Genomic DNA, 22,289 nt, shown 5'->3' with positions numbered 1-22,289 from the left:
CGCTTGCATTCGGCGCCCGAAAGCAAGCGACCTCTAAGAATTGTCGCGATCAATGGAGAGAGCGAAACGATGAAACTCATCAAACTGGCGACCGTTGCGGCCGTCGCGGGGGTGTGCGCCACCACCGGCGTTCAGGCCCAGACCCTGGCTCAAACCAAGGAAGCCGGCCACCTGAAGTGCGGCATCAACACCGGCCTCGTCGGTTTCGCGTTCACCGACGACCAGGGCAACTGGCAGGGCTTCGACGTCGCGCTGTGCAAGGCCGTCGCGGCGGCGATCTTCGGCGATCCGGGCGCCGTGGAGTACACGTCCCTTACCGGCAAGACCCGCTTCACCGCGCTCGCTTCGGGCGAAGTGGACCTCTTGTCGCGCAACACCACCTGGACCCTCACCCGCGACGTGGACCTGAAGCTGACCTTCGTGGGCGTCAACTACTATGACGGCCAGGGCTTCATGGTGCCGAAGGCGCTCGGCGTCACCTCGGCGCTCGAGCTCGACGGCGCCACCGTCTGCATCCAGACCGGCACCACCACCGAGCTGAACCTCGCGGACTACTTCCGTGCCAACAATATGAGCTACGAGCCCGTCCCCATCGAGACCAACGCCGAGGCGCAGCAGAAATATCTCGCCGACGCGTGCGACGTGTACACCACCGACGCCTCGGGTCTCGCCGCCACCCGCGCCTCCTTCGAGGACCCCTCCGCCCACATGATCCTGCCGGAGATTATTTCCAAGGAGCCGCTCGGCCCGGTGGTTCGCCAGGGTGACGACGAGTGGGCCGACATCAACCGATGGGTGCTCAACGCGCTCCTCATCGCCGAGGAAAAGGGCGTCACCAAGGCCAACGTCAAGGACATGGCCTCCTCCTCCGATCTCGACCCCGAGGTCGCCCGCCTTCTCGGCGTCGAAGGTGACTACGGCTCCATGCTCGGCCTGCCGAAGGATTGGGCCGCCAACGTGATCGCCGCCGTCGGCAACTACGGCGAGGTCTTCGACGAATATCTCGGTCCGGACACCCCGATCGGTCTGGAGCGAGGTCTCAACGCGCTCTACACCGACGGCGGCATCCAATACGCACCGCCCTTCCGCTAAGCAACGAAACTGGGCGCAGATCTTCCGGGATCTGCGCCTTCTTCGTTAGAGGGAGACGCGCATGAGCGTAGCGACGGGCGCCCCGCCCCCCACCTTCCGCATCGATATGCTTTGGAGAGACGAGCGGTACCGCTCCGGCTTCATCCAAGCGATCGCCATGATCATCCTGATGCTGGGCGTCGCCTGGCTCGTCAACAACACCATCGAGAACCTGTCCGCCCTCGGGAAGGATTTCGACTTCGGCTTCCTCTGGCAGTCGGCGCAGTACGACATCAACCAGCGCCTCATCGAGTACAACAACCAGGACACCAACGCCCGCGCGGCCCTCGTCGGTATCCTTAACACGCTGCTCATCGCCGTGATGGGGTGCGTGAGCGCCACCTTCCTCGGCGTCGTCGCCGGCGTGCTGCGGCTCTCCAAGAACTGGCTCATCGCACGGCTGATGACGGTCTACGTGGAGACCTTCCGCAACGTCCCGGTGCTCATCTGGATCCTTCTCGTCGCGGCGGTCGTCAACGAATCGCTGCCCTCCCCCCGTGCCTTCCGCGGCGTCGACACCGGCGCCTTCGTCGCCACCAACCGCGGCTTCTACATCCCCGCCCCGATCCTCGACGCGGGCGGCGGCATCGTCGTCGGCATCTTCCTCGCCTCCATCGTCGCCCTCATCATCGTGCGCCGCTGGGCGCGCAAGCGGCAGGACGCCACCGGCGAGCAGCTGCCGCTGTTCTGGATCGGCCTCGGCATTCTCCTGGTGCCCGCGGTGCTCGCCTATTTCGTCCTCGGCATGCCGATCCGGCTCGAATATCCCGAGCTGAAGGGCTTCAACTTCGGCGGCGGCATCTACATGCGCGACAGTCTCGTCGCCCTGTGGCTCGCCCTCTCCCTCTACACCGGCGCCTTCATTTCCGAGATCGTGCGCGCCGGCATCCTGTCGGTGAGCCACGGCCAGACGGAGGCGGCGGCCGCGCTCGGCCTGCGCCCCAACCGGGCGATGCGTCTCATCATCCTGCCGCAGGCGCTGCGCGTGATCGTCCCGCCGCTCATCTCGCAATATCTCAACCTCACCAAGAATTCCTCACTCGCCATCGCCGTCGGCTACATGGACGCGACCGGCACCTTGGGGGGCATCACGCTCAACCAGACCGGCCGCGAGATGGAGTGCATCCTCCTCCTGATGGGCTTCTATCTCATCGTGTCGCTGTTCATCTCGACGGTGATGAACATCTACAATTCCCGCGTGAAACTGGTGGAGCGTTAGGATGAGCGGAACCCACGCCCACACCGTCCCCTACGTCGCCGAGACGCACTATCCCGCCGAGCCGGCACCGGTCTCCACCACCGGGCCGATCGCCTGGCTGCGCGAGAACCTCTTCTCGTCCTGGCTGAACGCGGCGATCACCCTCATCTGCCTGGCCTTCATCCTGTGGATCGTGCCCGGCATCCTCGACTGGGCGGTCTTCAAGTCGGTCTGGCACGCAAAGAGCCTCTCCGAGTGCCGCGAGATCATCGTTCAGACCTACGGCGAAGGCACCACCGGCGCCTGCTGGGCGGTCATCCACGAGCGCCTCGGCCAGCTCCTCTACGGCTTCTATCCCGTGGATCAGCGCTGGCGGCCGGACGTGACGCTGCTCTTGCTGATCACCGCCATGATCCCGCTCTTGTTTCAGACCATGCGCCCCCTCGTCGTCGTCATGGCGGCGCTGATCGGGGTCAAGATCCTGATCGCGGCCTACCTCGCGGTGACGGAGAACACCCTCGGGAGCCTCTTCGGCCCGACCACCATCGTCGCCATCGTCATCGGCGGGCTCGCCTATTTCTTCGGCGACACCCATCACCGCACGCGGTGGCTGGTGTTCACCATCGTCTTCCCGATCCTCGCCTACTTCCTCCTCTGGGGCGGGATCATCCTGGAGCCGATCCCTAGCTCGCGTTTCGGCGGCTTCCTCCTCACCATGGTGATCGGCGTCACCGGCATCGCCGGCTCGCTGCCGCTCGGCATCCTGCTCGCCCTCGGCCGGCAGTCGAAGCTGCCCATCCTGCGCCTCATCTGCGTGACCTTCATCGAGTTCATCCGTGGCGTGCCGCTCATCACGCTGCTCTTCGTGGCCTCGACGCTGCTCAACTACTTCCTGCCGCCGGGCACCAACTTCGACCTGATCCTGCGCGTCCTCATCATGGTGACGCTGTTCGCCTCGGCCTATATGGCGGAGGTGATCCGGGGCGGCCTCGCCGCGCTGCCGAAGGGTCAGTACGAGGCGTCCGACACTCTCGGCCTCACCTACTGGCAGGGCATGCGCCTCATCATCCTGCCGCAGGCGCTGAAGATCTCGATCCCCGGCATCGTCAACACCTTCATCGGCCTCTTCAAGGACACGACGCTGGTGGCGGTGATCGGCCTTCTCGATCCCCTCGGCCTCACCAACCCGATCCGCTCCGACGCCAACTGGAACGGCATCGTGTGGGAGCTCTACGGCTTCATCGCCTTCCTCTTCTTCGTCTGCTGCTGGGGCATGTCCCGTTATTCGATGTACCTCGAGACGCGCCTTCGGGCCGCCGATCGTCGCTAAGGAGAACCATCATGGCCAACGTTGCCCACACCGATCCCACGGAGACCACGCCGGGCCCCATGACGGTCTCGGAGGAGGTCGCCATCGACATCGTCGACCTCAACAAGTGGTACGGCGAGTTCCACGTCCTGAAGAACATCAACCTGACCGTGAACAAGGGTGAGCGCATCGTGGTGTGCGGCCCGTCGGGGTCCGGCAAGTCGACCCTAATCCGCTGCATCAACGCGCTGGAGAAGCATCAGAAGGGCTCCATCACCGTCGACGGCACGCAGCTGACCTCCGATCTCAAGAAGATCGACGAGATCCGCAAAGACGTCGGCATGGTGTTCCAGCACTTCAATCTCTTCCCGCACCTCACGATCCTCGAGAACTGCACCCTCGCCCCGATCTGGGTGAAGAAGATGCCGAAGCGCGAGGCAAACGAGGTCGCGATGCGCTACCTCACCCGGGTGAAGATCCCGGAGCAGGCCAACAAATATCCCGGCCAGCTCTCCGGCGGTCAGCAGCAGCGCGTGGCGATCGCCCGGGCGCTCTGCATGAACCCGCACGTGATGCTGTTCGACGAGCCCACCTCCGCCCTCGATCCGGAAATGATCAAGGAGGTGCTCGACGTGATGGTCGACCTCGCCCAGACCGGCATGACGATGATCTGCGTGACCCACGAGATGGGCTTCGCCCGTCAGGTGGCGAACCGCGTGGTGTTCATGGACCAGGGCCAGATCGTGGAATCGAACGCGCCCGAGCCCTTCTTCACCAACCCGCAGCACGAGCGCACCCAGCTGTTCCTCAGCCAGATCCTCGCTCACTGACCACCGAGGCCGGTGGCCGGGGCGCATCCTCGGCCGCCGGCGCCGGCGACGGTCCCTCCCCGCCCGGCGCCCGCGACGTCCGCGCGATCTGGCGCGACAGGAGGATGACGGGCACGAGCCCCACCAGCACCATCATCAGCGACGGCACGGAGGCGAGCGCCAGGCGCTCGTCGGACGCGAGACGGTAGGCGCGGATCGCCAGCGTGTCGAAGTTGAAGGGGCGCAGGATGAGCGTCGCCGGCAGCTCCTTCATGATGTCGACGAACACGATCAGCGCCGCCGTCAGCATGCCGCCCGTCAGGAGCGGCCCGTGGATGCGCAGGAAGGTGATCGCCGGCCCCGCCCCCAGCGTGCGCGAGGCGCCGTCGAGGGAGGGCGGGATGCGCGCGAGCCCCGCCTCCACCGCGTTGAGCGACACGGCGAGGAAGCGCACCACGTAGGCGAAGATCACCGCCGCGATGGTGCCGGTCAGGAGCAGGCCGGTGCGGATGCCGAAGGTCGCCACCATCACCGAGTTGAGCCAGCGGTCGAAGGCGCCGAAGGGGATGAGGAGGCCGACGGCGATCACCGCGCCCGGCACCGCGTAGCCGAAGCCCACGATCTGCCCCAGAAACGTCGTCAGCCGCCCCTTGGAGAGGCGGCGGGCGTAGGCGATCACCAGCGACACGGCGAGCGTCACGAGGCTGCCGATGGTCGCGAGCGTCACCGTGTTGCCGATGAGGCGCGTGGTGCGCTCGTCGAGCCAGGGCACGTCGAGGCCGACGCCGAGGCCAACGAGGGTCGCCGCCGGCACCAGGAAGCCGCAGAGGACGGGCAGAGCGCAGACCGCCACCGCCCCGGCGGCCCGCCAGCCAGCGAGCGGCAGGCCCGGCATCGGCCGCGCCGCCCGGCTCTCCGCATAGCGCCGGCCCCGCCGGCCCACCCGCTCCAGCCCGATCACCAGAAGCACCACCGAAACGAGCATCAGGGCGAGCTGAACCGCGCCCACCCGGTCGCCCAGCGAGAACCAGGTGCGGTAGATGGCGGTGGTGAAGGTCTGGACGCCGAAATGGTAGACGGTGCCGTAGTCGGCGAGCGTCTCCATGACGGCGAGGGCGAGGCCGGCGACGATCGCCGGCCGGGCCAGCGGCACCGCCACCGAAAAGAAGGCGCGCCACGGCGTGCGGCCGAGCGTGCGGCTCGCCTCGAAGGCGGTCGCCGACTGCTGCAGGAAGGCCGCCCGCGCCATCAGATAGACGTAGGGGTAGAACACCATCGTCAGTACGAAGGCGGCGCCGCCGAGGCTGCGGATCTCGGGGAACCAGTAGTCGTGCGGACCGTAGCCCATCACGTCGCGCAACGCCGTCTGCACCGGTCCGGGGTGCTGCAGGAGATAGGTGTAGGCGTAGGCGCTCACATAGGCGGGCATCGCGAACGGCAGCACCAGCGCCCAGGCGAAGACCCCCCGCCCAGGAAAGCGGCACATGGTGACGAGCCAGGCGGTGGAGACGCCGGTGACGGTGACCCCCGCCGCCACGATCAGCGCCAACGACAGGGTGTTCAGCGTATAGCGGCCGAGCACGGTGCCGACCGTGTGGCTCATCGCCTCCGAGGGGCCGGCGAGCGAGGTGACGACGAGCGCGGCGAGCGGCATCAACGTCAGGACGGAGAGAACCGTCGATGCGACCGTCAGGAGCGGAACGCCCGTGCCCCGGCGCCAGATGGTCGGGCGTCCTGTCGCCAGCGGCGCCATCGCGCGTCTAGAGGAGGCTCAGCATCATGCGCACGCTCGTGATCGCGAGGAACACGGCGAACGTCCGGCTGAGCCACACGTTGGGGATGGTGTGGGCGAGCTTGGCGCCGACCGGCGCGAGGAGCATCGACAGCGGCGCGATCATCACAAAGCCGATGAGGTTGACGTAGCCGATGCTTCCGGGCGGCAGGCCGGGTTCGCCCCAGCCGGCGACGGCGAAGCCGATGGCGCCCGGAATCGCGATGATCAGGCCGATCGCCGAGGCCGTGCCCACCGCGCGGCGGATCGGCACGCTGCACATCGACAGGATCGGCACCGACAGCGTCCCACCGCCGATGCCCATCATCACCGACACGGCGCCGATGAACACGCCGATCAGATCGCGGATCGGGCGCACCGGAACCGCATCACGCAGCTGAACACCCTTGAAGAAGGCCATGTGGATCGAGACAATGAAGGCGATCACGGCGAAGATGGCCGTGAGCGTGCGTCCACTCGCGGCCCCACCCAACGCGACGCCGATGAGGACACCGATCACGATCCCCGGGGCGAGGCTCTTGAGCAGCGGGACATCGACGCCTCCCCGCTTATAGTGGGAGCGCGCGGAGATGATGGAGGTCGCGATGATGGTCGCAAGCGAGGTCGCCACCGCCACGTGCATCCGAGCATGCTCGGGAATGTCGGCCGCCGGGAGCAGATAGTAGAGCACCGGCACGATGACGATGCCGCCGCCGACCCCGAGCAAGCCGGCGATGAGCCCGGCCAACGCCCCGGCGGCCGCCAGGATGAGAGCGAAGGATAGAATGTCGATCACGAATGGTCCCCTGCGGCACGAGCCGGAGCGTTGTGGTCCCTCATCGAGCCGAGCGCAAGCGCCGCGCCCGGCGCGTCGGCCATGAGCGTGCGCCTACCCGACGGGCATCGGGTCTACGCGGTGGGCGACATCCACGGATGCGATCACCTTCTGGAGCGCCTGATGGGACTGATCGCGGAGGACCTCGCCGCCTCCCCGGCCGAGCACGTCACCGAGCTCTTCGTCGGCGACTATGTGGACCGCGGGCGGGACTCCTATGCCGTCATCGAGTTCCTGCGCGGCCCCGCGACGCCGGGGCGCGAGCGCGTCTGCCTCCTCGGCAACCACGAGGTGGCGATGCTCGACGCGCTCCGCGACGGCTCGCTGATGGCGCGCTGGCTGGTGTTCGGCGCCGAAGCGACGCTGCGCGCCTACGGCATCGAGGCCCGCCAGTACGCCCACAATCCAGTGGCGCTGCAGCCGATGCTGCAGGCGGTCCTGCCGGAGGAGCATCGCGCCTTCCTGGAGCAGCGCCCCGTCACCCACCGGATCGGCGACGTGCTCTTCGTCCACGCCGGCATTCGCCCCGGCGTGCCGCTCGAGGCGCAGGAGCGGCACGACCTGATCTGGATCCGCGAGGAATTCCTCAACTACACCGGCCCGCTACCGGTGCACGTCGTGCATGGCCACACGCCGGTGGACGCGCCCGACCATCGCCCCTGGCGCACCAACATCGACACCGGCGCGGTCTACGGCGGGGCGTTGACCGCCGCCGTCCTCGAAAACGGCAGCGTCCGCTTCCTCTCCGTCCCGGCGGACTGATCCGTGCCGGCGGACTGAGGTGGGGGGCGCTCAGCCCCCCTTGGGCCGGTCGGCGTCGAGGCCGACGCGGGTGGGCGCGTCGAAGCGGGCGGTCAGCATCTCCTGCTGCGCCCGGATCTCGCGGTTCTGCTCGATGATGGTAGTGAGCGCGTCGCGCAGCGCCTCCACCTCGGACGGCCCGCCCGTCTCGCCGGCCCGGGCCGGCACCGTCTCCGACAGCCCGTCGATGCGCTGCAACAGCGCCTGATGCTGGTCGCCCATGCGCGACAGGTGCTGGGTGAGATCCTTGAAGCCGGTCTTCATCTCCTCGATGCGCCGCTCGGCCTCGGCGAGACGCTTCTCGACAGCCTCGCCCGCGCCCGCACCGCCCCTCGCGGCCGCCTCGCGCAGCGCCGCGATGGCCTTGCGGTCCTCCTGCTGCGCAGCGCGCACGGCGGCGAGCTCGCCCTTCAGCGCCCCACCGTCGCCGCCGGCCGAAGTCGCCTCGGGCAGCACCGCCGCGACCTTGGCCTTCAGCGCATCGGGCTGCATCGCCCCCTCGATCGCCTTGGCGATCATGTTCTCCACGCGCGGCAGCAGCTTGTTGTTGACGGCGTTGTTGAAGGCGACGATGCGCAGGAACGGCTCGAGCTGAGCGTCGAACTCCTCGGTGGTCTCCCGCTCCAGCGTGGCGAGACGCTCGGTCAGCGCCTCGATCTGCTCGTTGAGCTTGGCGATCTGGGCGCCGCGCTCCGCCTTCTCGCGGTTGATCCAGCCTTCGAGCTGCTGGGCGGTGGCGGCGAGATCCTCCCGCTTGGGCCGCGCGCGGGAGGGCACCACGATCTGGGTCGGCGGCGGCGTCTCGTCGACCGCAGTCTCGGGCTCGGCCACGGTCTCGGCTGGGGTCTCGGCACGCGGCGGCTCCTCGACGGTCGCGAAGGCGGACGGATCGGCGGCGGCCTGCGCGGCGCGCGCCCGCGCATTCTGCGGCATCGCATCGAAGGCGGGATCGGCGACCTCGGGCGGGGCGACGGCGGGATCGGGCGCCGCGGCCCGACGTCCTTCGCGCCGGCGCACGCGCTCCTCCCGGTGGGCGCCGCGGCGCGGCCGCACGAACGCCGCCCGCAAGCCCAACAGCAGGACGAGCACCGTCACGCCGCCGAGCCCATAGAAGGCCTGGCGGACGTCGGCGAGCTCGGCGATCCGTCCCATGTAGAAGAGCCAGGCCGCGAACAGCACGAGCAATATGTTGCCGGGCCACGGCCAGAGCTGTGAGAAGCTCGCCTTTTTCGGGGTAGTAGCCTCTGCCATCTCGGAACGCCTGCCCTGATCGGAACGTCGGATCTCTGCTCGTCTCCAATTATAGGGAGACACCGCCGCGAACAACGCGTGCGTCGCATCCTCGGACGTCTCGGTGGGCGGAACCTCCTGGCTAGAGGGGGGCGACACGCTTCCCTCGGCCGCATCGACGGGGGCTGGGGCAGTCTCCGAAATAGTCTCCGGAGCCGTCTCCGGGGCGGGCTCGGTTTCGGCGGCGGGCGCCGGCTCGGTGATGGCCGGCTCGGCCCGCTCGCTATGGCGTCCGCGTCGGCGGAGCTGGTCGAGCCAGCCGAGCGAGAAGGGCAAGGCGACGATGGGCGGCTCCTGCGACGGGGCGCGCTCGCCGGCCGTGGGCTCCTCCGTCGCCCATTCCTCGGCGGCCTCGGCCCGGCGGGCGGCATCGGCGCGCGCCCGTTCGGCCGCCTCGGCCGCGCTTCGGGCCGCCGCGACCAGGCGCAGGCGCAGCGCGTCCGCCTCCGCCTCGAACGCCGCCGGCGGGGCCGGAAAGGCGGCATGATAGGCGACGCTCGCGACGCTGTCCGCGCCGTCGTCCTCGGGGCCGATCACCACGCGCGGCGCATCGCCCGTGCCGGGCGTCACCACCCCGGCGGAGGCAATCACGATCTCCGGCGCGAAGCGCTCCACCGCCTCCTCCACGAGGGGATCGCCCCGCGTATAGGCCGGAACCGCCATCTTGGCGCCCGCCACCAACCGGTGGCCGGTGACGAGGCGCACGCGATCCTCGCGATCGACGTAGGTGAGAAGGCGGTCGCCGAGCCCCTCCACCGCCCGCTCCAAGAGGTCGAGCGGTGCCGCCCCGTCGACGGCGAGGAGCAGCTTCGGCATGCCGTCCCAATCGCGCGAGCGGAAGAGATCGTGGAAGCGCGCCGCCTCCGCACCCGGCCGACGCGGGTCGTCGAGCACCAGCACGTCGTCGCCGGCCGGCAGCGACACCCCGGCCGCGCCGAGCGGGACGATGGCCGGCACCCGCAGCGCCCGCAAGAGCTGCACGGCGAGGGCGATCGGATCACGCGGCACCCCGTCGGGCAGCGCCAAGGCGGCGGGGTCGAACACGATGTCCTCCGCCTCGCCGCGATGGGCCGCCCCCAAGGCGGTGAGGAACACGGCGCGCGGCTGCGCCCCCTGCTGCGCCCGCGCCGCCGCCCGGGTCGAAACGATGAGAAGGGGCGAGGCCGCGAGGCCCGCCGGCACTCGGCCGGGCGGAATGTCGACCAGCGCCACGGCCGCGCCCCTGAGGCGCGCCACGTTGATCGTCTCCCAAGCGAAGCCCGGACCGGCCACGAACACGGGGGCGGTGAGACGCGTGGCGAGGCCATCCATGCGGCGGCTGTGCACGCGGTCGAGATCACGCTCGGTGAGGCGGCGATGGGCAAGGAGGGCGGCACGCTCCTCCGCATCGTCGGCAAACGGGCCTTCCGGGCCCTCGCCGGGGGCGAGCAGGCTGCGCAGCCCCGCGACGGTCACGTGTGGGTCCGCCGGCTCGGCCCGCCGCGGCTGGGGCGTCGACAGGACGATCTCCGGCATTGCCCGATCGACCGCGTCGAGCAGAGCGCCCACCCGCTCGTGCGCCTCCGTCGGCCAGGGTCGCACCCCGTCGACGGATCGGCCGCCGGGGGCGAAGCGGGCGAGCGGCGGATCCGCCGGCAGGCCGGTCCCCGGCTGCCAGCGCAGCACGACGCCGTCCTCGCCCTCGCGCTCCAGCGTCAGCCGACGGACGCCGTCGGCGACGAGGCGATCGCCGGTCGCCGCCCGCAGCGCCTCGCCGAGCCCGCCGATGGTGGTGGGCGCGCGCCCGCGGTGGAGCGGGGCGAGGCCCGGATAGAGGCTGCGGCCGAGGGCGGCGACGCTCGCCCCGCGCGAGGCGGCCGCGGCGAGCACGTCGCTGATGTCGGCCGGCCCGCGCCGGCTCGCCGCATAGGCCGGATGGAGCCGCTCCTCGTCGGCGGCGAGGTCGACGGGGCCGCCCGGAAAGCCGACCACGTCCACCGTGTCGGCGAGCGAGGCGGCGGCGGCGATGAGCGTCGCCGGCCCCGGATCGAGCCGCGGCGCCACGTCGACGAGGAGGAGGCGCTCCCACAGGAGGCGCGGCAAGCGGGCGCGCATCACCGCGCCCGCCGCACGGGGAACGCAGACGAACAGCGAGCGATGGCGGTCGGCGAGCGCGATCAGACGGTCGCGCAGCATTGCCGCGGTGCGTGCCGGGCCAAGGTGGCGCACCGGATCGTCGAGCGCCACCAGCACCGCGCCGGCGAAGGGGCGGTCCCACTGGGTGGCGGCGACGGCGTCGAGGGCAAGGACCTCGCCGGCGAGCCGCAACCGCTCGTCGCTCGTGACGTCCGGCCCCACAACGGTGATGCGCCGGGCCGACGCCGTCGCCTGCCGCACCGCCGCCCACGCGGCCCGCGCCGCCCCCTCCTCCCTTGCGCCGTGGAGCGCGTCGCCGGCGGCGATCCAGGCGAGGGCGTCGCGCGGATTGCGGGCCGGATCGGCGTCGAGGCCCGCCTCGAGCTCGGCGAGCGCCTCGAGGAGGCCGTCGGCCTGGCGCGCCCGATCGGTGATGACGACCCTGTCGCCCGTGCCGGCGCGCTCCAGGAGCTGCCGCGCCCAGGCTTCCTGCGACGCGACGGGCACCACCGATCCGGCCATCCGCACCAGGCGCAGCGCGACGCGCTCGTCGATATCGGGCCCCGGCTCGATGCGGGTGATGTCGAGCATCGGCGCGATGCGCGGGATCACCACTCCAAGCTCGTCGCCGTGCATGTTCGGAGCCCCGAGCCACCAGGCAGCACGCACCGCAGCGTCGCGGAAGCTCTCCATAGTGTCATGCGGCGGAGAAAGGAGGATGGCCACGTCAGCACCCCGACTCGTTGAGGTTCGGCTGGCGACGATGGATCGTTAACCTTAAGAGGTGGTTTATCCGCGCGGTGCGGCCCTATGGCACTGCCCGCGCCGGGGCAACATGGCGAATTTATGTTGCTTCGAGCCAATGACATCCGGTAATTCATATATAAGTAATGGTTAGGTGGCGGCGGGGCCTGAGTTTGCGGCACTGCACAATCACCAAGCACCGCCAACAGATAGCTAGGGATGTTCAATAAAACGCGTCATCTTTTTCAGTATTTTTTCTGCGAACTCTTCACTAACACCATCGTGGATAAATGCTGTTCTCTCGATCACCCATTCAGAGTATGCTTCGGGTCATCGTCTTCAGAACATCGGCCGGCGCGATAAGACAATGGTAATCTGAGCGTAGTCCAAATGTTAAACCGAGTCGCAAATAATACAGGAGATCGACTGGCGATAGGCTCGAAAAGCCTGTCCCTGGACCCCGTTTGGGCACGACCTCCGATTGCCGACATCGAGGTGGCGCTCCTGCGCAACGCCGCTTTCCCCGAGCTCGCGCGCGCCAACGGGCTCAATCACGAGTTCGTGATCGTCGACCCCTCCACCACGCGCAACACGCCGACGCACGAGGACATGGTCACGCGCGTGTGCGACTGCGCCCGCCGCCTCAACATTCCGACCGTCGTCATCGGCAACCAAGCGCACGGCCCCTTCTCCCAAGGCGGCTTCACCTCTTCCATCTACGAGCTCGCGGAGATGGACCGGGACACCTTCGCCGCCACCTTCGCGACGCTGCGCGAGCGGCTCGGCTGGGTGCTGGCGAGCTCTCGCTTCAGCCGCAACCGGCACATCCTCATTCCCGCGTTCGACGCTTCGATCCTCGCCATCGTGGTGGAGCTTCTGGCGCAGATGCCGGCCGCCTCGCGTCCCTTCGTGCACCTTGCCACCTGGTGGGACGAGGCGCAGATGCCCAACGTCACCCAGTTCGGCCCGCTCGACCGCTTCGGCCGCGCCATCCACCATCTGAACAGCGACCGGCCCACCACCTTCCTCTACGCCTGGTCGCGCCGCCTGGCGCAGCGCCTCACCGCGCAGCTCGGCCTGCCGGTCCAGCCGCTCGACACCCCGCCCGAACTCTCCCTGTCGGAGGAGGCGGAGCAGTCGCCCGACCGCTTCACCGTGGGCTACCTCTCCTCCACCACGGCGGGCGGCGGCTTCGATCGCCTGCCCTCCATCGTGCGCTCCACCAACCGGGCGGCGACCAACCCGCGCCGCACCCGCTTCGTGGTGCAGATCAAGCCGCCCGCCTCCGGCGAGGCGCCGTCGTCGGTGGCCCTGTCCACCCGCGCCGCCCTCGCCGCGATCCCAGAGCGCAACGTCTCGCTGATCGAGGAGTTCGTGCCTCGGCCGGTGTACTTCTCCGCCATCCGCCAGCTCGACGCGGTGCTCCTGCCCTACCGGCCGGACGACAGCGAGCGCTTCTCCGCCACCGCCCATCATGCGATGGCGGCGGGCAAGCTCATCTTCACCTATGACGGGGTGCACCTTCCCGGCACCATCCAGACCCGCGTTCTCACCGCGCCGGACGATCGGACCCTCGGCGAGCTGATCGCCGACGTCTCGGCCGACCTCGCCGCCGTCCGCACCGCCGCCTCGGTGGCACGCTCGACCTACTGGGCCACCTTGCGGCCGTCCCGCATCTTCGCCCAGCTGCTCTATGGTCCGGTGGTCATCGGCAACGCGGTCGGCGCCGAAGCGATCTGAACTCGCTCAGCCCGCCGCCTTCTCCAACACGCCGAGGCGCTCGCCGCGATAGCGCTCGCTGCGGATCGGCCGCCACCAGCCCTCGTTCGCGAGATACCAGTCGACGGTGCGCGCCAGCCCCTCCTCGAACGTCACCGAGGGGCGCCAGCCGAGCCGCTCACGCAGTCGCGAGGCGTCGATCGCGTAGCGCAGGTCGTGCCCCGGCCGATCCGCGACATACCGGATGAGCCCTCGCCGCGACGTCGCGCCCGGCACGCGCGCGTCGACGAGATCGCAGATCGCCTCGACCACGGCGAGGTTGCTGCGCTCGGCATTGCCGCCCACCGTGTAGGTGTCGCCCGGTGTGCCCGCGGTGAGGATCGTGTGGAGGGCGACGGCGTGGTCCTCAACGTAGAGCCAGTCCCGCACGTTCTCGCCACTGCCGTAGACCGGCAAGGGCTCGCCGTGCAGCGCGTTGAGGATCATCAGCGGGATCAGCTTCTCGGGGAAGTGATAGGGCCCGTAGTTGTTGGAGCAGTTGGAGATGAGGATCGGCAACCCGTAGGTCCGCCCCCACGCCCGCACCATGTGGTCCGCCGCCGCCTTCGACGCCGAATAGGGCGAGGACGGGTCGTAGCGGGTGGTCTCGTCGAAATAGCCGCTGTCGCCGAGCGAGCCGAACACCTCGTCGGTGGAGATGTGGAGGAAGCGGAAGGCCTCCGAGGCCGACGCGTCGAGCCGGTCGAGATAGGCCCGCGCCGCCTCCAGCAGCACCGTGGTGCCGAGAACGTTGGTGCTGACGAAGTCGAGCGGCCCCTCGATGGAGCGGTCGACGTGGCTCTCCGCCGCGAGATGCATCACCGCTCTCGGCCTGTGGGTGGCGAAGACCTCGGCCATCGCCTGCCGGTCGCGGATGTCCGCCTTCACGAAGCGGTAGAGGGGGTCGCCGGCGATGCCGGCGACGTTGTTCGGATTGGCGGCGTAGGTGAGCGCATCGACGTTCACCACCGCCTCGCCGCAGCCGACGAGATGTCGGCACACCGCGGACCCGATGAAGCCCGCCCCGCCGGTGACGAGGATGGGCCGGGTCGCGGTGCCGGCGTCTGTCACGTACGGCCCCACTCGTCCTGCAGGCGAACGATGTCGTCCTCGCCGAGATAGCTGCCGGTCTGCACCTCGATCACCTCCAGGAGGATGCGACCGGGGTTCGCCAGGCGGTGCACCGCGCCGAGGGGGAGATAGATCGACTGATTCTCGCTGAGGGTCGTCACCTCGCCGTCGATCGTCACCTCCGCGGTGCCGCGCACGACCACCCAGTGCTCGGCACGGTGGTGATGCTTCTGCAGCGACAGCCGCTTGCCCGGCGTCACGAACAGATGCTTCACCTGGAAGCGCGAGCCGTTGAGGATCGAGGTGTAGCCGCCCCACGGCCGGCTGACGGTGGGCGACACGTCGAGGAGGTCGTTGCGTTTGCGCGTCTTGAGCGTCGCCACGACCTGCTTCACGTCCTGGGCGCGGTCGAGCGGGCAGACGAGGATCGCGTCGTCGGCGGCGATGATGGCGAGATCCTCGACCCCGAGCGCCACGACGTCGGCGCGGTTGGAGACGATCAGCGAGTTGTGCGAATCGACCGGCAGCCCCTTACCGCGCACCGCGTTGCCGGAGGAGTCCTTCTCCAGCGTCTCCCAGTAGGCGCGCCAGGAACCGACGTCGGACCAGCGGCAGGTGAGCGGCGCCACCACCGCATTCTTCGTCCGCTCGAAGAGGGCGTAGTCGATCGAGATGTCGGGCGCGCTCGCAAAGCCGCGCTCGCCGAGCTGGATGACGCCTTCGCCGACGGTCGCCTCGTCGAGCGCGGCCTCGGCCGCCGCGGTGATCTCGGGCGCGAAGCTGGCGAGCTCGTCGAGCAGGGCCCGGGCGCTGAAGGCGAAGAAGCCGGCGTTCCAGAAATAGTGGCCGTCGGCCAGCATCTTCACCGCTTCTTCCGCCGGCGGCTTCTCGACGAAGCTCTCCACCCGGCGCACCTTGCCCGCGCTCTCGCCGGCCTTGATGTAGCCGTAGCCCGTCTCGGGATGGGTGGGGACGATGCCGAAGGTCACCATCTTGCCGCTGGCGGCGGCGGCGAAGGCGGCGTGCAGGCTCTCGAAATAGCCCTCGTCCGGCGTCACCAGATGGTCGGACGGCAGCACGAAGAGGACCGCCTCCGGGTCGTGCCGCACCAGCGCCTCGGCGGCGGCGGCGATGGCGGGGCCGGTGTTCCGGCTCACCGGCTCGGTGACCACCGTCGCACCGATCACACCGATGCCGGCGAGCGCATCCTCGACCTGGAAGCGATCGCCCTCGCCGCAGATCACCCACGGTGCTCCGATACCGTCGATCGACGCGTGCCGCTCCACGGTACGCTGGAAGAGGCTATGCTCTCCGTGCATGGGTAAAAATTGCTTCGGCTTGTCGGCCCGTGACAGCGGCCACAGCCGCGTCCCCCGTCCACCAGCCAGGATCACTGGATAAATTGTCATTTCATCGTCCGTCCACAGATCGGCGTAGATGTCGCTCCTAGCATCGGACCGCCAGCCCCGCCAGCGTCAATGACGCAGTGCAGTAAACGTCTTGAGCTTGCCCGGGCCCTTTTGCATAGGTGTCGTTTCCGTGTAAGGCGAAGCACCCGGGCGGGGCGCGATCGCCGCTGCGGTCGCCGCCCTTGCCCGTCCTACCCTTTGCGGTCGCCATTCGACCCATGATCGGAGCAACCTATCCATGGCGAAGATCATCGTGCTCGGCGGTGACGGATTCTGCGGCTGGCCGACCAGTCTCCATCTGTCCAACCGTGGCCATGAGGTCATCATCGTCGATAATCTGTCCCGCCGGAAGATCGACGTGGAGCTCGAAGTCGAATCCCTCACCCCGATTCGCCACCTCTCGGAGCGCCTCAAGGCTTGGAAGGAGGTGAGCGGCAACACCATCCGCCACGTCAACTTCACCGTCGGCGAGCACTATCACCGCCTGCTGTCGCTCATCGTCGACGAGAAGCCGGATGCGATCGTGCACTTCGCCGAGCAGCGCGCCGCCCCCTACTCCATGAAGTCGCCGATCCAGAAGCGCTACACGGTGCGCAACAACTTGACGGCGACCCACGACGTGCTCTGCGCCATCGTGGAATCGGGCGTCGATGTGCATCTCGTTCACCTCGGTACCATGGGCGTCTACGGCTATGGCACGGCCGGCATGAAGATCCCCGAAGGCTACCTGCGCGTGAAGGTCGACACCGAGAACGGATTGACGGATCAGGAGATTCTCTACCCGGCCAACCCCGGCTCGATCTATCATATGACGAAGACGCAAGATCAGCTCTTCTTCTTCTACTACAACAAGAACGATCGCGTGAAGATCACCGATCTGCACCAGGGCATCGTCTGGGGCACGCAGACGGCCGAGACCATGCGCGACGAGCGTCTCGTCAACCGCTTCGACTACGACGGCGACTACGGCACCGTGCTCAACCGCTTCCTGATGCAGGCGGCGATCCGCTACCCCCTGACCGTGCACGGCACCGGCGGACAGACGCGCGCCTTCATCCACATCCGCGACACTTGCCGCTGCGTCGAGCTCGCCATCGAGAACCCGCCGCAGGCCGGCGAGCGCGTCAACATCCTCAACCAGATGACGGAGACCCACAGGGTGCGCGATCTCGCCCAGATGATCGCCGACCGCACTGGCGTGGAGATTGCCTACCTGCCCAACCCGCGCAACGAGGCGGCCGAGAACGAGCTGCACGTGGAGCACGACCGCTTCCTGCACCTCGGCTTGCAGCCGATCACCCTCGAGGCGGGGCTGATGGAGGAGGTGACCGACGTCGCCGCCCGCTTCGCCGACCGCTGCGACCGCAGCAAGATCCCCTGCGTCAGCCTCTGGCGCTGACACGCGGCAGACCACGCCGGCGAGCAACAAAAAAGGGAGCCTGAGGCTCCCTTTTTTCGTGGAGGAACGCCGACCTCAATAGAGGTCGAGGCCGAACTCGTAGGTGACACCGATGCCGACGCGGAACTCGTCCTGATTGCCGGCCTTGACGATCGGGCTGTCCGCGGCGTCGCCGACGAAGCGCGTGTAGGCGGCGCGGGCGTGCAGGTCGAGCCGCTCGGTCAGCCGATAGGTGGCGGTCGCCGTCAGGCCGACGTCCTTGAAGCCGCCGCTCGCGTCGTAGGGGGCGAGCACGGTGGCGCTGGCGGGCACGCTGAAATAGGTGTCCATGTAGTCGTCCGTCGCCGCGCTGACGCGGGGGCCGAAGGCGAACTGGAAGCGCTCGAACGGCGTGACGATATAGTCGGCGCCGACCTCGCCCACGAAGCCGTTGTGGCCGGTGATGCCGTAGCGCACCTCGGCGAAGGCGCGGAACGGGCCGTGCCGGAACGCGATGCCCGGGCCGAGCTCGGCGGCAAAGTCCACCTTCCCGGTGCCGGCGAGATAGGACGCGTCGCTCTCCTCACGCGAGCCGGTGAAGTTGATCGCCGGATAGATGCTCAGCGACTTCACCTTGCCGGTGACGACGTCGCCGAACACGGGCAGGCGCAGAAAGCGCAGGTCGAACAGCGGGTAAGGCTGGAACAAATATTTGCGCGAGGAGGGAAATTTCGGCTCGAGCTGCAGCCCCACCCCGGCGTCGAACACGATCTCGCGATTCTCCACCGATTGGGTGGGCGCCTCCTCCAGAGGGTCGGCGGCGAAGGCGGGCGCAAGCGATGCGACGAGCACGGCAGCGGCGAGGAACAGACGCACGAAGGCACACTCCATGAGGATTGCCGCGAGCATCGACAATACCGGCGCGATAGGCAAAGAATCTTGTGGTTTGCTCCTCGTCCGGAGCGCATTCGCGGCGCCGATCGTGGCGGCCCTGCAACAACGCCGCCCCTTGGCAGGCAGCAATCGGCCGATATCTCCCCAAACCACCGCCCGCGTCTTGGGCAGTGTCAGAAAGGAGTACCAGTATGGTCGAAGTCGAGGAACGCACTGCCACGGAAGCCCGGCAGGGCGAGCGCGACAACCGCATCCTGCGGGTCCTCGTGATCAGCATTACCGTCGCCGCGGTGCTCGCCGTCGTCGGCTACTTCTACGTCTTCGCCGAGGACGACGCCGATCTTGCCAAGCCCACGCCGGCGGTGGAGACCACCGACGGCCCCGCGACGAGCGCCCAGTAGGCCGGGCGCCGGCATCTTCGTTCCGGCCGGATTCCCTCCGCCGGCCGGAAAGGCGCGGCGCAGCGCGCCGCCTCAGGAGGCGAGCTGCTCGGCCGCCGTCACCAGAAGCTCACGCATCTTGAGGCGAAGCTCCTCGTCGCTCACCGCGACGCCCGCCGCACCGAGATCGCCGCGCACCTTGCGGAACACGTCCTCGTCGCCGGGCTCGTTGAAGTCGGCGCGGACCACCTCCTTGGCGTAGGCCTCCGCAGCGTCGCCGGCGCGGCCGAGCTTTTCCGCCGCCCACAGTCCGAGCAGGCGGTTGCGCCGTGCCATCGCCTTGAACTTCAGCTCTTCGTCGTGGGCAAAGCGCGCCTCGTAGGCCCGTTCCCGGTCTTCGAATTGGGTCATTCGTTTCTCCCGCTCCTGTGGGCCGTCTATGGTTCGAGGGACTGGGAGAAGTCAACGCGCCGCGCGCGCCATTGTGGCTTGAGCGACGATGAGGTAGCGTCCGGCGATCGAAGCACCGTGGCACGCGACGCACGCATCTCCCGACTGTCCCCTATGCGGGGCCGCGCGGGCAACATGCGGCTGTCGCGCCTATATCTTTTGACAACGCCGCAACCCGAGCCGGGGCCACCCATGAATCGTCGTCGCCGAATCTACGAAGGCAAAGCCAAGATCCTCTACGAAGGGCCGGAACCCGGCACCCTCGTGCAGCACTTCAAGGACGACGCGACCGCGTTCAACGCCCGCAAGAAAGAGGTGATCGACGGCAAAGGCGTGCTCAACAACCGCATCTGCGAGCACATCTACACCCACCTCAACGAGATCGGCATCCCGACGCACTTCATCCGTCGGCTCAACATGCGTGAGCAGCTGATTCGCGAGGTGGAAATCATTCCGCTCGAGATCGTGGTGCGCAACGTCGCCGCGGGTTCGCTCGCCAAGCGCCTCGGCCTCGAGGAAGGCACCACGCTGCCCCGCTCCATCATCGAGTTCTACTATAAGAGCGACGAGCTCGAGGACCCGCTCGTCACCGAGGAGCACATCACCGCGTTCGGCTGGGCGAGCCCGCAGGAGCTCGACGACATCATGGCCCTCGCCGTGCGGGTCAACGACTTCATGGCCGGCCTCTTCCTCGGCGTCGGCATCCGCCTGGTCGACTTCAAGATGGAGTGCGGGCGGCTCTGGGAGAACGACCTCATGCGCGTGGTCGTCGCCGACGAGATCAGCCCCGATTCGTGCCGCCTGTGGGATCTGCGGACCAACGAGAAGCTGGACAAGGACCGCTTCCGCCGCGACATGGGCGGCCTGCTCGAGGCCTACCAGGAGGTGGCGCGCCGGCTCGGTATCATGCCGGAGCAGGACCGCCCCGTCGTCTCCGGCCCGACCCTCGTCCAGTCCTGAGGGAGAAGAAGACGTGAAGGCGCGCGTGACCATCACCTTGAAGCCCGGCGTGCTCGACCCGCAGGGCAAGGCCATCGAGGGCGCCTTGGCGGACCTCGGCTTCGCGGACGTCGCCTCGGCCCGACAGGGGAAGGTGATCGACCTGGAACTCTCCGCGACCGACGAAGCCGCCGCCCGCGCCGAGGTGGGGCAGATGTGCGAGGCCCTCCTCGCCAACACCGTCGTCGAACGCTACGACATCGCCATTCTCGCCTGATGCGCTCGGCAATCGTCGTCTTCCCCGGCTCCAATCGCGAGCATGACGCCGCGCGGGCGATCCGTCTCGCCGGCGGCGAGGCCCCCGATCTCGTCTGGCACACCGAAACGGAGCTGCCCGACGTCGACCTCGTCATGATCCCCGGCGGCTTCGCCCACGGGGACTATCTGCGCGCCGGCGCCATCGCCGCCCGCTCGCCGATCATGCGGGCGGTCGCCAACCATGCCGAGCGCGGCGGCTTCGTGCTCGGCGTGTGCAACGGCTTCCAGGTACTCACCGAGGCGCGCCTCCTGCCGGGCGCGCTGATGCGCAACGCCTGCCTCACCTTCATCTGCCGCCCCGTCGGCATCCGCGTGGAGCGCTCCAGCCTGTTCTCCTGGCGCTACGACAAGGGGGCCGAGCTCGTCTTCCCGACGGCCCACCACGAGGGCAACTACCGCGCCGACGAAGAGACGCTGCGCGAGCTCGAGGGCGAAGGCCGCGTGGTGTTCCGCTACACCGACAATCCCAACGGCTCGGCCAACGACATCGCCGGCATCGTCAACGCCAAGGGCAACGTGCTCGGCATGATGCCCCACCCGGAGGACGCCGTGGAGGCGATCCACGTCTGCACCGACGGGCTCGACCTCTTCCGCGGCCTCGTCGGCGCCGCCACCTGAGGCGGCCGGCGCCGGGCGCCCTCCGCGCCGCGCGAGGCCTCAGCCCGGATAGGGCGCGCCGTTGGTGCGCAGATAGGTGGCGTAGAGTGAGGACGTGCCGCAGATATAGAGGCGGTTGCGCGGCGCCGTGCCGAAGCAGACGTTCGCCACCACCTCCGGCACCTTCAGCTTGCCGATCAGCGCCCCGTCGGCGTTGAGGCAGTGCACCCCGTCGCCGGCGCTCGACCAGATGTTGCCGTGCTCGTCGAAACGGAAGCCGTCGAAGAGACCGTAGGTGCAGTCGGCAAAGATGCCGTCGCCGCCGGAGAGGCGCTTGCCGTCCACCACCGCGAAGCGGCGCAGATGCTTCGGCCCGTTCTCCACGTGGCTCATGCCGGTGTCGGCGATCACCATCTGCGAGTAGTCCGGCGTGAAGGCGAGCCCATTGGGCTTCACGAAATCGGTCGCCACCGCCTCGACCGCCCCGGTCGAGGGGTCCACCCGGTAGACGTTGCTCGCCCCGATCTCGCTCTCGGCGCGCCCGCCCTCGTAGTCCACGTCGATGCCGTAGGTCGGATCGGTGAACCAGATGCCGCCGTCCGGATGCACCACCAGGTCGTTCGGCGAGTTGAGCCGCTTGCCCTCGAAGCGGTCGGCGATGACGGTGATGGAGCCGTCGTGCTCGGTCCGCGTCACGCGGCGGCCGAGGTGCTCGCAGGTCACGAGCCGCCCCTCCCGGTCGCGCGTGTTGCCGTTGGAGTTGTTGGACGGCTGCCGGAAGACGGAGACCCCGCCATCGGTCTCGTCGTAGCGCATCATGCGGTTGTTCGGGATGTCGGAGAAGATCAGATAGCGGCCGGCGGCGAAATAGGCCGGCCCCTCGGTCCAGCGTGCACCGGTCCACAGCCTCTCCATGTAGACGTTGCCCTGGACGAGGGATTTGAACGAGGGGTCGAAGATCTCGACGTGTTCGGCGTACATCGCGGCTCCCTGCGGGCGGCGTTCTATGATCGGGACGCCACGGCATCGCCCTCGCGCACGCCCCCCGACCCGGTTGCCAGATCGGCCCGCCGCCGGCAAGCCGCGCGCCCG

The 22,289-nt window shown here is 68.6% G+C and carries 19 protein-coding genes; 11 read left to right on the top strand and 8 right to left on the bottom strand.

From position 1 onward, the window contains the following. The first annotated feature begins 69 nt into the window (after positions 1-69). The 4 genes from JCR33_RS21735 (at position 70) to JCR33_RS21720 (ending at position 4,468) form a co-directional block, all read left to right on the top strand. On the top strand, positions 70-1,092 hold the full coding sequence (locus JCR33_RS21735; RefSeq protein WP_198884232.1) for an amino acid ABC transporter substrate-binding protein: 1,023 nt from the start codon (positions 70-72) through the stop codon (positions 1,090-1,092). A gap of 61 nt (positions 1,093-1,153) precedes the next feature. Next, positions 1,154-2,350, top strand: a complete 1,197-nt coding sequence (locus JCR33_RS21730) for an amino acid ABC transporter permease (RefSeq protein WP_198884231.1) — start codon at positions 1,154-1,156, stop codon at positions 2,348-2,350. Between the two features lies 1 nt (position 2,351). Continuing rightward, positions 2,352-3,659, top strand: a complete 1,308-nt coding sequence (locus JCR33_RS21725; RefSeq protein ID WP_198884230.1) for an amino acid ABC transporter permease — start codon at positions 2,352-2,354, stop codon at positions 3,657-3,659. A gap of 59 nt (positions 3,660-3,718) precedes the next feature. Continuing rightward, complete coding sequence (locus JCR33_RS21720) at positions 3,719-4,468, top strand: amino acid ABC transporter ATP-binding protein (protein ID WP_198884292.1); 750 nt, start codon at positions 3,719-3,721, stop codon at positions 4,466-4,468. Here the strand turns inward: JCR33_RS21720 and JCR33_RS21715 are convergent. Together JCR33_RS21715 and JCR33_RS21710 are read right to left on the bottom strand one after the other, a co-directional pair. Beyond that, complete coding sequence (locus JCR33_RS21715; RefSeq protein WP_198884229.1) at positions 4,446-6,200, bottom strand: ABC transporter permease; 1,755 nt, start codon at positions 6,198-6,200, stop codon at positions 4,446-4,448. The genes JCR33_RS21720 and JCR33_RS21715 overlap by 23 nt on opposite strands. A 7-nt stretch (positions 6,201-6,207) precedes the next feature. Beyond that, complete coding sequence (locus JCR33_RS21710; RefSeq protein WP_332461251.1) at positions 6,208-7,014, bottom strand: sulfite exporter TauE/SafE family protein; 807 nt, start codon at positions 7,012-7,014, stop codon at positions 6,208-6,210. 81 nt (positions 7,015-7,095) lie between these two features. On the opposite strand from JCR33_RS21710, the gene JCR33_RS21705 reads away from it, so the two are divergent. Continuing rightward, positions 7,096-7,815: a metallophosphoesterase family protein gene (locus JCR33_RS21705; RefSeq protein WP_198884228.1), complete on the top strand. Its 720-nt coding sequence runs from the start codon at positions 7,096-7,098 to the stop codon at positions 7,813-7,815. A 30-nt stretch (positions 7,816-7,845) separates the two neighbouring features. Here the strand turns inward: JCR33_RS21705 and JCR33_RS21700 are convergent, their stop codons facing one another. Beyond that, positions 7,846-11,952 (bottom strand): hypothetical protein, encoded by a 4,107-nt coding sequence (locus tag JCR33_RS21700; RefSeq protein WP_198884227.1) that lies wholly within the window; start codon positions 11,950-11,952, stop codon positions 7,846-7,848. 546 nt (positions 11,953-12,498) lie between these two features. On the opposite strand from JCR33_RS21700, the gene JCR33_RS21695 reads away from it, so the two are divergent. Beyond that, entirely contained in the window at positions 12,499-13,743 is a 1,245-nt protein-coding gene (locus JCR33_RS21695) for a hypothetical protein (protein ID WP_198884226.1), read from the top strand. A gap of 6 nt (positions 13,744-13,749) precedes the next feature. Here JCR33_RS21695 and rfbB read toward each other — a convergent pair whose 3' ends face one another. Both rfbB and JCR33_RS21685 read right to left on the bottom strand, forming a co-directional pair. Continuing rightward, positions 13,750-14,832 (bottom strand): dTDP-glucose 4,6-dehydratase, encoded by a 1,083-nt coding sequence (gene rfbB / locus JCR33_RS21690; protein WP_332461250.1) that lies wholly within the window; start codon positions 14,830-14,832, stop codon positions 13,750-13,752. Then, entirely contained in the window at positions 14,829-16,241 is a 1,413-nt protein-coding gene (locus tag JCR33_RS21685; RefSeq protein ID WP_211110498.1) for a mannose-1-phosphate guanylyltransferase/mannose-6-phosphate isomerase, read from the bottom strand. The genes rfbB and JCR33_RS21685 overlap by 4 nt, the downstream gene beginning before the upstream one ends. A 238-nt stretch (positions 16,242-16,479) precedes the next feature. Here JCR33_RS21685 and JCR33_RS21680 point away from each other — a divergent pair, with 238 nt between their 5' ends. Then, entirely contained in the window at positions 16,480-17,640 is a 1,161-nt protein-coding gene (locus JCR33_RS21680; protein WP_198884225.1) for an NAD-dependent epimerase/dehydratase family protein, read from the top strand. Positions 17,641-17,715: 75 nt separating this feature from the next. Here JCR33_RS21680 and JCR33_RS21675 read toward each other — a convergent pair whose 3' ends face one another. Beyond that, positions 17,716-18,495, bottom strand: a complete 780-nt coding sequence (locus JCR33_RS21675; RefSeq protein WP_198884224.1) for a MipA/OmpV family protein — start codon at positions 18,493-18,495, stop codon at positions 17,716-17,718. A 209-nt stretch (positions 18,496-18,704) separates the two neighbouring features. Between JCR33_RS21675 and JCR33_RS21670 the strand changes: the two genes are divergently transcribed. Next, positions 18,705-18,914 (top strand): hypothetical protein, encoded by a 210-nt coding sequence (locus JCR33_RS21670; RefSeq protein WP_198884223.1) that lies wholly within the window; start codon positions 18,705-18,707, stop codon positions 18,912-18,914. A 72-nt stretch (positions 18,915-18,986) separates the two neighbouring features. Here JCR33_RS21670 and JCR33_RS21665 read toward each other — a convergent pair whose 3' ends face one another. Continuing rightward, complete coding sequence (locus tag JCR33_RS21665; RefSeq protein WP_198884222.1) at positions 18,987-19,304, bottom strand: DUF1476 domain-containing protein; 318 nt, start codon at positions 19,302-19,304, stop codon at positions 18,987-18,989. Between the two features lie 231 nt (positions 19,305-19,535). Between JCR33_RS21665 and purC the strand changes: the two genes are divergently transcribed. From purC to purQ, 3 genes are read left to right on the top strand one after another with little or no spacing between them, the layout of a single operon-like run. Next, complete coding sequence (gene purC, locus JCR33_RS21660) at positions 19,536-20,303, top strand: phosphoribosylaminoimidazolesuccinocarboxamide synthase (RefSeq protein ID WP_198884221.1); 768 nt, start codon at positions 19,536-19,538, stop codon at positions 20,301-20,303. A 13-nt stretch (positions 20,304-20,316) separates the two neighbouring features. Beyond that, positions 20,317-20,559, top strand: coding sequence for a phosphoribosylformylglycinamidine synthase subunit PurS (purS, locus tag JCR33_RS21655; RefSeq protein WP_198884220.1), 243 nt, complete (start codon positions 20,317-20,319; stop codon positions 20,557-20,559). Further along, on the top strand, positions 20,559-21,218 hold the full coding sequence (gene purQ / locus JCR33_RS21650; RefSeq protein WP_198884219.1) for a phosphoribosylformylglycinamidine synthase subunit PurQ: 660 nt from the start codon (positions 20,559-20,561) through the stop codon (positions 21,216-21,218). Before purS ends, purQ begins: the two co-directional genes overlap by 1 nt. A gap of 39 nt (positions 21,219-21,257) precedes the next feature. On the opposite strand, the gene JCR33_RS21645 is transcribed toward purQ, so the two are convergent. Beyond that, on the bottom strand, positions 21,258-22,178 hold the full coding sequence (locus JCR33_RS21645; RefSeq protein ID WP_211110497.1) for an SMP-30/gluconolactonase/LRE family protein: 921 nt from the start codon (positions 22,176-22,178) through the stop codon (positions 21,258-21,260). Positions 22,179-22,289 lie beyond the last annotated feature (111 nt).

It is taken from the genome of Acuticoccus mangrovi (assembly GCF_016411865.1).
GTDB classification, from domain to species: Bacteria; Pseudomonadota; Alphaproteobacteria; order Rhizobiales; family Amorphaceae; genus Acuticoccus; species Acuticoccus mangrovi.
Note: the sequence above shows the minus strand (reverse complement) of the source record. Positions and strands in the feature narration are given on the sequence as shown.

Excerpts from the sequence above, each read along its gene's own strand:
- JCR33_RS21735 (WP_198884232.1), top strand. The coding sequence starts at position 70 with ATGAAACTCATCAAACTGGCGACCGTTGCGGCCGTCGCGGGGGTGTGC.
- JCR33_RS21730 (WP_198884231.1), top strand. The coding sequence starts at position 1,154 with ATGAGCGTAGCGACGGGCGCCCCGCCCCCCACCTTCCGCATCGATATG.
- JCR33_RS21725 (WP_198884230.1), top strand. The coding sequence starts at position 2,352 with ATGAGCGGAACCCACGCCCACACCGTCCCCTACGTCGCCGAGACGCAC.
- JCR33_RS21720 (WP_198884292.1), top strand. The coding sequence starts at position 3,719 with ATGACGGTCTCGGAGGAGGTCGCCATCGACATCGTCGACCTCAACAAG.
- JCR33_RS21715 (WP_198884229.1), bottom strand. The coding sequence starts at position 6,200 with ATGGCGCCGCTGGCGACAGGACGCCCGACCATCTGGCGCCGGGGCACG.
- JCR33_RS21705 (WP_198884228.1), top strand. The coding sequence starts at position 7,096 with ATGAGCGTGCGCCTACCCGACGGGCATCGGGTCTACGCGGTGGGCGAC.
- JCR33_RS21700 (WP_198884227.1), bottom strand. The coding sequence starts at position 11,952 with ATGGAGAGCTTCCGCGACGCTGCGGTGCGTGCTGCCTGGTGGCTCGGG.
- JCR33_RS21685 (WP_211110498.1), bottom strand. The coding sequence starts at position 16,241 with ATGACAATTTATCCAGTGATCCTGGCTGGTGGACGGGGGACGCGGCTG.
- JCR33_RS21680 (WP_198884225.1), top strand. The coding sequence starts at position 16,480 with ATGGCGAAGATCATCGTGCTCGGCGGTGACGGATTCTGCGGCTGGCCG.
- JCR33_RS21670 (WP_198884223.1), top strand. The coding sequence starts at position 18,705 with ATGGTCGAAGTCGAGGAACGCACTGCCACGGAAGCCCGGCAGGGCGAG.
- JCR33_RS21665 (WP_198884222.1), bottom strand. The coding sequence starts at position 19,304 with ATGACCCAATTCGAAGACCGGGAACGGGCCTACGAGGCGCGCTTTGCC.
- purC (WP_198884221.1), top strand. The coding sequence starts at position 19,536 with ATGAATCGTCGTCGCCGAATCTACGAAGGCAAAGCCAAGATCCTCTAC.
- purQ (WP_198884219.1), top strand. The coding sequence starts at position 20,559 with ATGCGCTCGGCAATCGTCGTCTTCCCCGGCTCCAATCGCGAGCATGAC.
- JCR33_RS21645 (WP_211110497.1), bottom strand. The coding sequence starts at position 22,178 with ATGTACGCCGAACACGTCGAGATCTTCGACCCCTCGTTCAAATCCCTC.